Source organism: Geomonas sp., from assembly GCF_056994735.1.
Map to the genome: position 1 here is coordinate 1 of NZ_JBXKJL010000375.1, position 13,047 is coordinate 13,047.

11 protein-coding genes are annotated in these 13,047 nt (G+C 59.5%); 5 read left to right on the top strand and 6 right to left on the bottom strand.

All coding sequences use genetic code 11. The annotated features are described in order from the left end of the window. Positions 1-409: 409 nt before the first annotated feature. Positions 410-1,876: a molybdate ABC transporter ATP-binding protein ModF gene (gene modF, locus AC11W3_RS16205; RefSeq protein WP_484093354.1), complete on the bottom strand. Its 1,467-nt coding sequence runs from the start codon at positions 1,874-1,876 to the stop codon at positions 410-412. A 9-nt stretch (positions 1,877-1,885) separates the two neighbouring features. Next, a complete protein-coding gene (locus AC11W3_RS16210) occupies positions 1,886-3,331 on the bottom strand; it encodes an aminotransferase-like domain-containing protein (protein ID WP_484090043.1) in 1,446 nt (481 codons plus the stop codon). 272 nt (positions 3,332-3,603) lie between these two features. On the opposite strand from AC11W3_RS16210, the gene AC11W3_RS16215 reads away from it, so the two are divergent. Then, positions 3,604-3,924 carry a DUF2917 domain-containing protein gene (locus AC11W3_RS16215; protein ID WP_484090053.1) on the top strand — a complete coding sequence of 107 codons (321 nt, stop codon included), beginning with the start codon at positions 3,604-3,606 and terminating at the stop codon, positions 3,922-3,924. Here the strand turns inward: AC11W3_RS16215 and AC11W3_RS16220 are convergent. From AC11W3_RS16220 to ung, 4 genes are all read right to left on the bottom strand, one after another. Next, a complete protein-coding gene (locus AC11W3_RS16220; protein WP_484090044.1) occupies positions 3,845-4,780 on the bottom strand; it encodes a DsbA family protein in 936 nt (311 codons plus the stop codon). The two genes, AC11W3_RS16215 and AC11W3_RS16220, sit on opposite strands and share 80 nt — an antisense overlap. Continuing rightward, complete coding sequence (locus AC11W3_RS16225; protein ID WP_484090045.1) at positions 4,781-5,989, bottom strand: aminotransferase class V-fold PLP-dependent enzyme; 1,209 nt, start codon at positions 5,987-5,989, stop codon at positions 4,781-4,783. Between the two features lie 266 nt (positions 5,990-6,255). After that, positions 6,256-7,197 carry a DMT family transporter gene (locus AC11W3_RS16230; RefSeq protein WP_484090046.1) on the bottom strand — a complete coding sequence of 314 codons (942 nt, stop codon included), beginning with the start codon at positions 7,195-7,197 and terminating at the stop codon, positions 6,256-6,258. Between the two features lie 15 nt (positions 7,198-7,212). Then, complete coding sequence (gene ung, locus AC11W3_RS16235; protein WP_484093355.1) at positions 7,213-7,905, bottom strand: uracil-DNA glycosylase; 693 nt, start codon at positions 7,903-7,905, stop codon at positions 7,213-7,215. 329 nt (positions 7,906-8,234) lie between these two features. Here ung and AC11W3_RS16240 point away from each other — a divergent pair, with 329 nt between their 5' ends. The 4 genes from AC11W3_RS16240 to lon all read left to right on the top strand — a co-directional run bounded on the left by AC11W3_RS16240 (position 8,235) and on the right by lon (position 12,720). Then, on the top strand, positions 8,235-8,759 hold the full coding sequence (locus AC11W3_RS16240; RefSeq protein ID WP_484090048.1) for an HPP family protein: 525 nt from the start codon (positions 8,235-8,237) through the stop codon (positions 8,757-8,759). Positions 8,760-8,926: 167 nt separating this feature from the next. Then, on the top strand, positions 8,927-9,355 hold the full coding sequence (locus tag AC11W3_RS16245; protein ID WP_484090049.1) for an FKBP-type peptidyl-prolyl cis-trans isomerase: 429 nt from the start codon (positions 8,927-8,929) through the stop codon (positions 9,353-9,355). 228 nt (positions 9,356-9,583) lie between these two features. Continuing rightward, positions 9,584-10,012 carry a GSU0071 family protein gene (locus AC11W3_RS16250; protein ID WP_484090050.1) on the top strand — a complete coding sequence of 143 codons (429 nt, stop codon included), beginning with the start codon at positions 9,584-9,586 and terminating at the stop codon, positions 10,010-10,012. A 257-nt stretch (positions 10,013-10,269) separates the two neighbouring features. After that, entirely contained in the window at positions 10,270-12,720 is a 2,451-nt protein-coding gene (gene lon / locus AC11W3_RS16255; RefSeq protein WP_484090051.1) for an endopeptidase La, read from the top strand. The last annotated feature ends 327 nt before the right edge of the window (positions 12,721-13,047 follow it).

Genomic DNA, 13,047 nt, shown 5'->3' on the forward strand with positions numbered 1-13,047 from the left:
TTCCCGACGTTCGGTCGTCCGACGATGGCAATAATTGGTTTCATGGCATCCAGCTTGAGAAGAGAGCGGTTCCAAGGAGCTAAAACAGCTACACTTTCTCTTGTTATTGGTATTTGAAAACTAACCCATATGTGTAACATTTTGCAGCACAATAAGCAAGCGACTACCAGAGAGCGCGACATGTTAAGCCGCAGCTAATCTGGTCTGTCATCATATTTGACGGTGGCACAGTGACAGAAGCAGTGTAAGTGTTTCGACATGGTGGTCATTGCTGAAGATGTGGGGGCAAACTCGGTGACAAAGCATTCACTGTTCATTTGAAACCGTTGTTAAAGCTGTCATAGTATTTCTTCCATCACACGATGGAGATGTAACTGTGACGTGAGCCGGAAAAGGGAGGGAAGTGCCTTTAGCACGCGGCATCAGTCCGGGCGGTGCATCCCCCTCCCGCCGCCGGGACGAGTTCCAGGCTGTTGGTGATGCTGGGGATCCGATCTTCCGGGTGGTGCGTCACGTAGAGGATCTGCGTCTTTCCCGCCCGCCCCAGGTGGTCGATCAGCTTCAGCACCATCTCCCTGTTCACGTCGTCAAGCCCCTGGCACGGCTCATCGACGATCAGGATCTCCGGCTGTTTCACCATCGCCCTGGCCAGCAGGACCAGTCTCTGCTCGCCGTAGGAGAGGTTACGCAGGGGAAGGTCAGCCTGCTTCTCCATGTGCAGCAGCGACAGCCACTCCAGTGCTATCTCCTGCTGCGTCTTGGTGTAGTCGCCGTAGACGCCGATGGAGTCGAAAAGGCCCGAGATCACGGCGATCTTTGCGGTCACGCCGACCCTGTAATCCTGCTGCAGAGCGGTGGAGACCAACCCGATGCGCTTCTTGATGTCCCACACGCTCTCCCCCGACCCCTTTTTGATGCCGAAGAGGGTGATGTCGTTGGCATAGGCCTGGGGGTGGTCGCCGCTTATCAGGCTTAGCAGGGTCGATTTCCCCGAGCCGTTCGGCCCCGAAATCTTCCAGTGCTCCCCCGCCCTCACCGTCCAGTTCAGCCTGTTCAGGACGACCTTGTCCCCGTATTTCACCGTCACGTCCTTCATCCCGACCAGCACGGTACCGGCAGGAAACGGGTCCCTCCTGGAAGAGACGTCCTCTTCGGGCAAGGCGGCGGGAAGGGTGTAATGGAAGGCGTGCAAACGCCGCAGCGCCTCCGACTTCAGCAAATCGTCCCTGGCGCCTGACATGATCACCCTGCAGTTCTTGATGTAGGCGATGTGCGTCATCTCGGGGACGATCTCGCTGAAGCGGTTCAAGAGGAGGACGATGCCGATCCCCCTGGCCACGCAGCCGCCGATCAGGGAGCGCAGGGCCGCACAGGACGCCAGGTCAAGTCCGTCGAAGGGCTCATCCAGCACCAGCAGTTCCGGCTCCTCGATCAGGGCCTTGCAGATGACGACCTTGCGCATCTCCCCCGTGGAGAGGAACTTGATCCCCCGGTCCAGGATGTCGCCTAGGTGAAGCTGCCCGGCAAGGCCTGCGAGTTTTGCTTCAGCCGCGGCATCGTCACCGAGGATGAAATCACGTGCTAGGGTCCCCTCATCTACGTAGTCGAGAAAGTCCGAGTCGTCGTTGTACCTCTCGATTTCCAGGATCTCGTTGACCCGCTCGAACGAGACGTAACCCGTTCTTGCCGGGAGACGGCAGATCCCGGAGACGACCCGCAGCCCGTTGCACAGCAACCTCCCCAGCGAAGACTTCCCTGATCCGTTCGCCCCGACGATGGCCCAATGCTCGCCGTCTTGCATCCTCAAGGTGACAGCTTCCAGCCGAGCGGCATCGTTGATAACAGCAGTCACACCATCCAAAGTAATTTCCGACAAAGTAATCTCCTATCTGGCCTCTCTGGCCTCTCTGGCCAGTCTTCCCAGGGTCTCCACCCCCCGCTTTATCCTTTCATCCCAGGAAGCTGCCGACAGCCTGATGTGGTTGCGGTACTTGTCGCTGAGGGAGAAGATCGGCCCGGGGGTTATTCCTATCTTGTGTTCCAGCGCTTGTTGAAACAGCTCGATCGAATCCACCCCCTCCGGCAACTCGACCCAGAGCATGAATCCGCCTCCCGGCCGGGTCATGCGGGTCCCTTCCGGGAAGTGGGTCGCAACGGCATCAGCCATCTGGGAAAGGTTCCTGGCATAGACCCGCCTGATGGTGCGCAGGTGGTGGTCGTAGCCGCCGTTGGCCAGAAACTCTGCCAGCGCAAGCTGGGTCGGGGAGGCCACCGCCAGGGTGGTCATCATCTTCAGCCGCTCCATCTCACCCTGGAAGCGCCCCCCGATGGCCCATCCCACGCGATAACCGGGGGCCAGCGTCTTGGAGAACGACGAGCAATAGATCACCAGCCCCTTGGTGTCAAACGTTTTTGCCGCGACCGGCCGTTCCTTGCCGAAGGTGAGGTCTCCGTAGATGTCGTCCTCGATGAGGGCGATATCGCGGGAGGCAAGGAGTTGCACGAGTTCGCGCTTGCGGTCGTCCGGCATCAGGCTCCCCAGCGGGTTGCTGAAGTTGGGGATGACGAGGCAGGCGCTGACCCTGTTGTTCTCGATCGCGTAACGGAGCGCCTCGACGCTGATCCCTTCCCTCGGCGTGGACGGGATCTCCAGCGCCCTGAGCCCCATCTCCGCGATGAGCTGCAGGAAGTTGAAGTAGAAGGGGGATTCGACCGCTATGGTGTCGCCGGGGCGGCAGGTCGCCCTCAGGGCCAGCTGCACGGCCTCCACGCATCCGGAAGTGATCAAGACCTCGTCGGGTGTCACACTGAAACCAGAAAGGAGGGAGCGCTTGGCGATCTGGGTGCGCAACCGCTCGCTCCCCGGCGGCATCATGTAGGAGACGCTCTGGGCGCCGAAACGCCTCAGCTCGGCGGACATGATCCGGCTGAGCCTGTCAACCGGCAGGTGCTGCGGATTCGGGATCGCGCTTCCCAGCGGCAGCAGTTCCCGGTCCATCATGTTCCGGATCACCTGCTGGCTTAGATGGGACAGTGTCACCACGGTGGGCAGGATCGACTTCGGGCAGGAAGGCGGGGCGTCGACTATTTCCGGGGTGCGCGCAGAGACGTAGTAGCCGGACTGGGGCCGGGCCTGGATGATCCGCTGGTCCTCCAGCAGGGCGTACGCCTGGACCACGGTGTTGATGCTGACGTTCAACTGTGAGCTCAGCTTCCTGATCGACGGCAGGCGCTCCCCTACCCGAAAGGTCCCCCCCTCGATCAGCGCCACAATTTCGTCACCTACCCGCTCGTAGAGCGGCCTCGCGTTCGACGACGTCGCCAACTCCATATCCCCTCCCCTCGTTTCTCAGCCGTATCAGGCCGTTTTCCGACATTCCCGACCTGTCCGTTCGCGCCCGAGACGGCAGCTCCTACACCCTTCATAGCGCCCCTCACTCTAACCGATCAGCTGTCATATCCCCAGATACAATCGGCCTCATTTGAGCAGGGTACAGTCATCATATTTCACAACTGTGATGAATACAAATCACATTTCCTGTATCTGTACGCCACCGGCCTCGGAAGGTAAAGTTTATGCGGCCTACAAAGGGGGGAAACGAGATGGAATGCTGCCTGGGGAAGGGAGAATTGATGCGGGTCACCGGCCGCCAAGGGGTGGTGGTTCGCTGCCTGAGCGGAACGCTCTGGATCACCGTCGGCGACGGCAGTGACTATCTTTTACAGCAAGGGCGATCGTTCCAGGTGCCCCCGCGGGCGACGGCGCTGGTCGAGGCCCTCGCTTTCGCGGCGGTGCGACTGGAAAAGGAGCCGGGCGAAGCGGCGAGCATGGGGGCGGTGCGCTCTACATCCAGTAAAGGAGCCCCTTCATGGAGATGGCGTAGACCCGTGGCGGCTTGGGCCCCACGAAAGCCTCGTTATTAATGAAGATAGTCGGGGTTCCGAAGAAGTTCGTTTTGTTGGCCTCTTCCTGCTGCCGATTGACGGCCTCCTCGGTGGCCGGGTCAGCCAGGCAGCGGCCGGTCTGCGACGAGTCGAGCCCCAGCTCCGAGATCAGCTGCCGGGCGTATGACGGATCATCCAGCCTGGCCGGCTCCGCCTTGAAGAGCCTCTCGTTGAGTTCCCAGTACTTACCCTGGTCCTGCCGGTAAACACAGTACCCGAGGCGGGTCATGAGGTTGGTTCTCACCTTGACGGGATAGCTGACGAAGGTAAAGGTGGTCCGCTCCTTCAGCGCCAACTCCTTCACCTTGTCATATACCTTCCGCGTGTAGCTGCAGCCGTAGCAGCCGATCAGGACCACAGTCCCCCTGTCCTTTCCCCTGATGGTGGGGAAGAGCTCCAGGTTCACTCCCTTCAGAGTCAGGTCGGCTACCGTGGCTGGCGTCACCGGGCAGCTGTTGGCTACCGAGGAGACCTTGGTATTCTCTCCGCCGGGGTCGAGCAGGCAGAAGCTGCTCTCGTTGAGACCGCTGCAGCTTCCTGTGACATAGAAGAGATAGAGGCCGCGTGCGGCGTAGATGGTGCTGGCCGCCATCAGCAGGAACATGGTCCAGGAGAGGAGCTCGAAGTTCCTGTTCAGAAGCCGTGCCGCGGTTTCGGAGCGGTTGATCACGCTCCCGAGGATCCTGCTCTTCATCTTCTCGTCGAACCCGGTATTGCAGGGCCGCAGGGTGACCCGCCTGAAGACGCAGTTCCAGGCTTCCGCGGCGAGTTCCCGGTAGCTCGCGCTGAAGATGCCCACGATGGCGAGAATTATGAAGGCGACGATGCAGAACATTCAGAGCACCTTGTCGATCTTGCGCAGGCTCTGCACGAAGAGCTCGGCCTCTTCCACGGTGTTGTAGAAGTAGACCGACACCCTGAGCGAACCGGGCAAGTCATGGGTGTTGAACCAGGAGTGGACGCAGTGTTGGCCGGACCTCACCATGATGTCAGCCATCTGATCGAGCATCAGGGCGATCCGGTGCGGGTCGATCCCTTTTGGGGAGAGCGATACTATGCCTTCCCTTTGGGCGGGGTCCGCGGGACCTATGATCCTGAAGCGTGACAACTCCCTTATCCCTTCGCTGATGACGCGGTTCAAAAGGAGGTCCTGTCGCTGGATCGTCTCGAAGCCGATCTCTTCCAGGTACTTGACCGCCGCCCCCAGGCCGATGATACCGGCGTAATCCTGCAGCCCTGCTTCGAATTTTTCGGGAGGGGGAAGGTACTCGCACCCCTCGTAGCTGGAGGAGACCACGGTTCCTCCGCCGACCATGAAGGGGCTGAGCTTTTCGAGGAGATGGTATTTTCCGAAAAAGACGCCGGTCCCGGCAGGACCGAGCATCTTGTGGCCGGAGAATGCCAGGAAGTCCACATCGAGCGCCTTGAGGTCGAGCCTTTGATGGGGAGCCGTCTGCGCCGCGTCCAGCATCACGAGGGATCCGTTGTCATGGGCCGACTTGATGATTTCGCCGGCCGGGATGCAGACGCCATCGAGATTCGAGGCATGCCCGAGACTCACCAACTTGACCCTTCGGTCCAGCAGATCGTGGAACCGCTGCAGATCGAAAGTGTTGTCCTCCCTGGACGGGATGATCTTCACCTCCACACCTCGCCTCTGGGCCAGGGCCAGCCAGGGAAGGAGGTTCGAGTTGTGCTCCTTGTCCGAGATCAGCACCACATCTTTTTCCTGCAGATCGAGGGAGTTCGCTACCAGGTTGATCCCCTCGGTGGTGTTCCGGGTGAAGATGACCTCCTCTTTTCTCGAAGCCCTCAGGAACTTGGCGACGAGCGAGCGAGCCGCGTCGCACTGGCGGCCTACCTCGGTGGCGAGCCTGTGCACGCTGCGCCCGCCGCAGGCCGACATCTCGGTATAGTAGCTGTTGATGGCCTCGATCACCGGCCTGGGGCGCAGGGTCTGGCAGGCGTTGTCCAGGTAGACCACCCGGCGTCCCTTCTTCTCTTCCAGCATCGGAAAGTCCTGACGGATCTTCTGCAGGTCCATTGAGCTAGCTCCTTCTCTGCCAGCCGCCCCGAATCGGGACCATGGCTCGCCCCCCGTTCTCCCTTCTTCTGTCACCCCATCTACTTTCCCACAGGACGCTACTCCCGTCAAATCAGCGTCACATCACACTCTCCGGCGCCAACCTGAGCGGGCAGATCTGCAGGTTCGATTACCGATGGGTTAAAGCAGGAACGACAAGAAAAGCCCCGCCCGGGAACCCAGGTGGGGCTTTTCTCCTTTCCGTATAAGTCGGTGGTGCCTGCCGATCAACCGGCGCCCGTTTCCTCCACCGCGAGAGCTGCTTCCGGATACCCTTGCCGCAGCTGCCGCTCGCGCAGACGCTTCACCAGCAACGGGAGGATCACGGCCGCGAAGATCAGCCCGCAGCCCATCCATTCCCGGCCGGTCAGCCGCTCGCCCAGTAGCAGCATCCCACCGGTCATGCTCCATACCGGATCAAGGGTATAGATCAACCCTGCCTTGGTGGGCGTGGTATAGCGCTGGTAGGTATTCTGCAGGGTGAAGCAGATAACCGTGGGGAAGATGGCGCAATATATCACCGAACCGGCCGAGACGGCGCTGATCGAGAAGGGGCGGGAAGGAAGAATCAGGAAGAGTATGCCCCCCACCGCGGCCACCGTGGTGAACTGGACGAGGCTCACCAGGTAGATGTCCACATCGGCCAGGAACCTGGAGACCGAGATGATGTGGATGGCTATGAAGACGGCGCACAGGGTGGAGAGGAGGTCGCCCCTGTTGAAGCCCTCGATACCTCCCCGCGCCAGCTGCCACAGCCCCCCCATCGCCAAAAGCAATCCCGCCAACGTCCAGCGGTCAAGCCGCTCCCGCCAGAAGGCGAAACAGAGCAGGGGAACGAGGAGCACGAAGAGGTTATTGAGGAACCCGGCCCTCGATACCGAGGTGCCGCTCACGCCCAAAACGAAGGAGAGGTTGGTAGCGCCCAGGGCCAGCCCGACGATGAGGCCGGTCTTCAAAACTGAAAGATTGAAGTTGCGCAACCGGGGAAGGCAGAGAAGCCCCATGATTAGAGCCGCCAGGGTGAAACGGAGGAAGAAGAAGGTTAGCGGAGGTATCTCGCGGAAGCCGATCTTGTTGAAGACGAAGCTCCCTCCCCAGAAAAAGGTGGTGAGCACCAGCCAGAAGGTGGTGTGGGACGGTTTGTTTTCGGCTATGGCTTGTGATTGCATCGGCTAAATATACTCCTAAACCAGCTTCCAGTCGATCGGCTCGACACCGTGCTTCACCAGGTATTCATTGGCCTTGGAGAAGTGCCGGCAGCCGAGAAAACCCCGGTGCGCCGAAAGTGGCGACGGGTGAGGGGCCTGCAGTACCAGGTGCTTGCTTCCGTCGATGACCGCCCCTTTCTTCTGGGCATAGGCGCCCCAGAGCATGAAGACCACGTGCTCCCGCTCCCGGTTCAGGGCGGAGATGGCCCGGTCGGTAAAGGTCTCCCACCCCTTCCCCTGGTGGGAGGCGGCACGGCCGGCTTCGACCGTCAGCACGCTGTTTAAGAGCAGGACTCCCTGGTCGGCCCACTTCTTCAGGTTGCCATGCGGGAAGCTTTCCGGAGGCAAACCGAGGTCCGCCCGGATCTCCTTGAAGATGTTGACCAGCGAAGGCGGCGCGTCGATGCCTTCGGGAACCGAGAAACAGAGCCCGTGAGCCTGGCCCGGTCCGTGGTACGGGTCCTGACCGAGGATGACCACCTTGACCTGGTCGAGGGGCGCCGAGTTGAAGGCGTTGAAGTAGTTGCTTCCCTTGGGATAGATCGTCTTTCGGCTGGAGATTTCGCGGCGCAGGAACTCCTTGAGCTCCGTCATGTAAGGTTGCTGGAACTCCTCCAGCAGATGTTGTTTCCACCCCGGTTCCATCTGGATTGCTGAATCGGTTGCCATCGGTGACGCCCCGTTTGAATAGTGGTTTTCCAGGCAAAAAAAGTAGCACAGTATCCGGTTAACCGCGAGGAGATTTTGATGTGACGCCGAAGTGACAGCGGTCCTATCGGGCTCCTCGACATTTTTGACAACGGTCAAGGACTCCTCGCCCGCCACCCTCTATGATCTGTTATCTTGCCGGCCCCTCCCGTCAACGGAGGGGGAGCCTTAACTACGGTAAGGGTGGGGGCAGGGGCCAGATGTCAGGCGGTCGGTCGCAGAAGGTGGACTCGTAACCTGTAACGTTGGCGCTCACTGACTTTCATGTCATGACCATGAGGAGGGAACTTGTGAAGAAACGCCTTGCCAGGGTGCCGGGGAAGATGAGAGGCGGTCTGCGCGCGAAGCATCCGCCGCTGTCAATGAAATACGCCCTTTGGGGAATGCTCACCGGGACGGCTTCAATCATGGCCATTTTCGCCGTGACCCGCATGGCTGGCTGTCCGCTGCTGATAGGCTCTTTCGGCGCTTCCGCTGTGCTTCTTTTCGGAGCGGTGGAATCCCCCCTGGCCCAACCCCGCAATCTCATCGGGGGACATCTGGTCTCCTCTGCCGTGGCCGTGTTGACGGTCTTTGCGGGTGGGACTGATTCGTGGGCGATAGCGCTTGCGGTAGGTATCTCCATCTGCCTCATGTACCTCACCCGGACCGTCCACCCCCCCGGCGGTGCAACCGCCCTGATCGGCGTCCAGAGCCACGCCACGGCTGCCTTCATATTCATCCCCGTTCTTTCAGGGGTCATCATCCTCCTCGTGGTGGCGCTCTTCACCAACAACGTCGTTCACCACCGCCAGTATCCCAAGCACTGGCTCTGAGGGGCGCGCCCGATCCGCCGATTATTTCCCGTGCATCGTGCCGTCCGATTCGGCATAAATTTCAGCCGGACGGGGAGAGCATGACGTCGTCAGGCCGGTTTACAGATGGCCGGCTTGTTGCAAAGTGTGGCTGATCAGATGCGGCCGAGTAGCCGGGAGGTTAAAGGATGACAGGGATAAGAGCCGGCAGCAAAGTTTCCATCAACTACATCGGGACCCTCGACAATGGCAAGATCTTCCATGCCACCCCCGAGGGTGAGCCACTCGTTTTCACAGTCGGAAGCCTCGAAGTATTTCCCATGTTGGAATCCGCGGTCACCGGCATGAAAGTCGGTGAGGTGCGTAACGTGGTCATTCCCGCCGCGGATGCTTACGGTCCACGCTTTGCCGGGAACATCATCAAGCTTGATAGAGGGTGTCTTCCGGCAGGAAAGGAAATAAATCCGGGGCAGAAGCTGGCTATCGAGTTTGCCGGGAAAGGTGCGCGAACCATGGTAGTCGTGGAAGTTACCGATACCGCTGTGACTCTCGACGGCAACCACCCACTGGCGGGACAGGACCTGACCTTCGCCGTCCAACTCGAGGCGATCGGGTGAGTGGGACTGGCAGTCTTTGATGCGCCAAATGGCGGGATGGTATAATGGGTCGAGTCGGCAAACCGCTGGCAGCAAAAGTTTCCGAATAAGGCGGCTGCCCCATTTTTCAAGGATGCCGCTGTCTTTGTGGGCTGCATCCGGAGTGAACATTTCTGGTACGTATTCTGCAAATGGCGTTAGACTGCACTAAGAGAATGAACGGCTCAGGTAGCCGTAAAGAAGGCCCAAATGGATACTTACACCATCGACATCGAGATCGAGCACTACTACGGCGACCGCATGGCAACGACCAGCAGGGAGGCCTTCAGAAGGCTCTACCTGCGCTCCGTATCCCGCTTCCATGATTCCGATTTGGACAAATACATCAAAGCGGTGCAAAACCACGCTGCAGTTTACGCCTCGCTCAGCCACGTGCTGCAATCACCGTTTCGGCATGTTGAGATGCCGCTTTTCCTGTCAAGCCTGGTGCTGTTCATAGCGAGCATCGTCATGATCATCAACGGAGAGACAAACGCCATCGTCGCGGGAGGTTTCTCCGCCAGTATCGTCGGGATGATTAATTGCGCACGCAGGCTATCGGGCTACTGGCTCGAATATGCAGTCAGGGAAGCGGTTTTCCGGGAGCTTGCGGAAAACCTGCGACGGGAGACGATGTAACTCTTGCTATGCTGCGACATTGCAGCCTGGACATCTCAGTCTACGATGACTGTCCGGGCTGCTCTACTATCTGATCTTACAGAAGCTTTCCGACTTCCCGCCATCCACACTCTCCGCTCGACATACTCCAGGTAGTGCCCGTTCAACAATTAGCCGTCTCTTATTCCATCCTTCCGAGGACCAGGTATTTCAGGGCCGAGGTTGACACTTGTCTTGGTGATGCTTATTTTCCTCCAAAAGACACCCAGGAGAGAAGCATGAGCGAAAGAGACAGCGAAATACTAGATGCCGAAGTTAACGATGCGCCTGACCCCGGCGGACTCGTCCTCGCATCAGATGTCCTGCCGACCGGGCTGCCGATAATACCTTTGCGTCCGCGACCTGCCTTCCCGAACCTGCTCATCCCCATGGTCCTCACCGACCCCCACGAGATGGAGGCGGTCAAGCGGGCCATGGAAACCCAGGCCAGGGCCATTGCCCTGGTGCTGGCCAAGGATCCGGATCAACCCGACGGACCGGAAAATCTCCACCAAGTCGGGGTGGCCGGGAAGATCGTCAAGATCATGCAGGCCGATGAGAAGAGCATCCAGTTCCTGGTCAATACCATCGAGCGCTTCACCATCCAGGAAATTACCCAGACGGGGGGCGTGCTTTTTGCCAAGGTGAATTACCAGTATGGGACCGAGCTCTCGGTCAACCCCGAGTTGAAGGCTTACTCCATGGCGGTGGTGGGCACGTTGAAGGAGCTGATCCAGATAAACCCCCTGTACTCCGAGGAGATCAAGATGTTCCTCGGCCGCTCCAGTCTGGACGACCCGGGGAGACTGGCCGATTTTGCGGCCAACCTGACTTCCGCCGATGGGAACGAGCTGCAGCAGGTTCTCGAATCGTTCGACGTGCGCAAGAGGATCGACATCGTCCTGATCCTGCTCAAGAAGGAGCTGGAAATCTCGCGGCTGCAGACCAAGATCAACAAGCAGATCGAGGAGAAGATCAGCCAGCAGCAGCGTGAATTCTTCCTGCGCGAGCAGTTGAAGGCCATAAAAAAGGAGCTGGGGCTCGAGAAGGAAGGAAAGACCGCCGAAGTAGAAAAGTTCGAGGAGCGCCTGAAGGACCTCAAGCTGAACGATGAAGCCCAGCGGACGGTGACCGACGAGATCGAGAAACTGAAGCTGCTGGAGCCCTCATCGCCTGAGTACCACGTCACCCGGAACTACCTCGACTGGCTCACCATCCTTCCATGGGGGAAATTCAGCAAGGATTCGTACCACCTCGAAAAGGCCCGGCGGATACTGGACCGGGATCACCACGGCCTGTCCGACGTCAAGGACCGCATCATCGAATTCATCGCGGTGGGCAAGATGAAAGGGGACATCTCAGGTTCCATCGTCTGCCTGGTCGGCCCCCCCGGCGTCGGCAAGACCTCCGTAGGCAAAAGCATCGCCGACGCACTTGGTCGGTCCTTCTACCGCTTCTCGTTGGGCGGCATGAGGGATGAAGCCGAGATCAAGGGGCACCGCAGGACCTATATCGGCGCCATGCCCGGCAAGTTCATCCAGGCCATGAAGAGCGCCGGCACTTCTAATCCCGTGCTGATGCTGGACGAGATAGACAAGATCGGGGCCAGCTTTCAGGGGGACCCGGCTTCTGCATTGCTGGAAGTACTGGATCCCGAGCAGAACGCCAGTTTCCGGGATCATTACCTGGATGTGCCGTTCGACCTGTCGAATGTTCTCTTCATAGCCACCGCGAACCAGCTGGACACCATTCCGGCACCGCTTCTGGACAGGATGGAGGTGATACGCCTGTCGGGGTACATCCTCGAGGAGAAGATGGAAATAGCACGGCGCTATCTGATCCCGAAGGCCCTGAAGAATCATGGGTTGCAGCCTGGGCAGGTCAGCATCAGGAAGAACGCCCTGGCGGCGTTGATAGACGGCTGGGCACGCGAAGCCGGAGTGAGGACGCTGGAGAACCGGATCAAGAAGCTGATGCGGAAGGCGGCCCGGGAGTTTGCCACAGGTCGTATCGCCCCGATCGTAGTTGGACGTGATGACCTGGTCGCCTATCTGGGGCAGCCGGTCTTCACGACCGAGGAGCTCTTCGAGCACGTCCCCGGCGTCGTCACCGGTCTTGCCTGGACCAGCATGGGCGGGGCGACACTTCCCATCGAGGCGACGGCCATGCCGAGCAAGAACAAGGGGTTCAGGCAGACAGGCCAGCTCGGCAACGTCATGGTCGAGAGTTCCGAGATAGCCTACTCTTTCGTAATGGCGCATCTGAAGGAGTACGGAGCGGGGGAGGATTTCTTCGATACCCACTTTGTCCATCTCCATGTGCCCGCAGGTGCCACACCGAAGGATGGTCCGTCCGCCGGCGTCACCATGGCGACCGCCTTGATTTCGATGATGACGGGGAAGCCCGTCTTGTCGAAGCTGGGAATGACCGGGGAATTGACACTGACCGGGAGGGTGCTGCCGATAGGCGGGGTAAAGGAGAAGACCATTGCCGCGCGGCGTGCAGGGCTGAAGGCACTCGTTTTCCCGGAAGGAAACCGGAAGGATTTCGCTGAGCTTCCAGACTATCTGAAAGAGGGGTTGGAGGTGCACTTTGCGCGAGAGTACAAAGACGTGTACAAGGTGGCCTTCGGCGGGAAAGATCTCCCTGCTGCAATACACAAGGCGGGTGAATCTTGGGGAAGCCTGTAGCTATGGTCAACTGCAAAGCTTCGGGGCAAACCACCGTATACCCCTTCCCTCGTGGAGAGGAGGGGATACTGGCTTTCCATGGCAGTCGCACGTCCGATGGGTTCTGGGTCTCCCTGGCCAGCCGCGCATAGGTCTCAGCCTTGCGGGCACCATGCATCGTTGAAGGCTTGGAGCTCCAGGCCGGTTGTGCAGTTGCCTCGCTGCTCGCCTGGTCAAGACGCGAAAAAGCCCCACCAGGAACTGGTGGGGCTTTTTCCATTAAATTCCCTGCGGCGACCTACTCTCCCACACAGTTACCCATGCAGTACCATCGGCCCAGAGAGGCTT

What these genes read in the sequence shown, in the direction of transcription:
- AC11W3_RS16210 (WP_484090043.1), bottom strand. Translation starts at nt 3,331, where the DNA reads ATGGAGTTGGCGACGTCGTCGAACGCGAGGCCGCTCTACGAGCGGGTA.
- AC11W3_RS16215 (WP_484090053.1), top strand. Translation starts at nt 3,604, where the DNA reads ATGGAATGCTGCCTGGGGAAGGGAGAATTGATGCGGGTCACCGGCCGC.
- AC11W3_RS16220 (WP_484090044.1), bottom strand. Translation starts at nt 4,780, where the DNA reads ATGTTCTGCATCGTCGCCTTCATAATTCTCGCCATCGTGGGCATCTTC.
- AC11W3_RS16225 (WP_484090045.1), bottom strand. Translation starts at nt 5,989, where the DNA reads ATGGACCTGCAGAAGATCCGTCAGGACTTTCCGATGCTGGAAGAGAAG.
- AC11W3_RS16230 (WP_484090046.1), bottom strand. Translation starts at nt 7,197, where the DNA reads ATGCAATCACAAGCCATAGCCGAAAACAAACCGTCCCACACCACCTTC.
- ung (WP_484093355.1), bottom strand. Translation starts at nt 7,905, where the DNA reads ATGGCAACCGATTCAGCAATCCAGATGGAACCGGGGTGGAAACAACAT.
- AC11W3_RS16245 (WP_484090049.1), top strand. Translation starts at nt 8,927, where the DNA reads ATGACAGGGATAAGAGCCGGCAGCAAAGTTTCCATCAACTACATCGGG.
- AC11W3_RS16250 (WP_484090050.1), top strand. Translation starts at nt 9,584, where the DNA reads ATGGATACTTACACCATCGACATCGAGATCGAGCACTACTACGGCGAC.
- lon (WP_484090051.1), top strand. Translation starts at nt 10,270, where the DNA reads ATGAGCGAAAGAGACAGCGAAATACTAGATGCCGAAGTTAACGATGCG.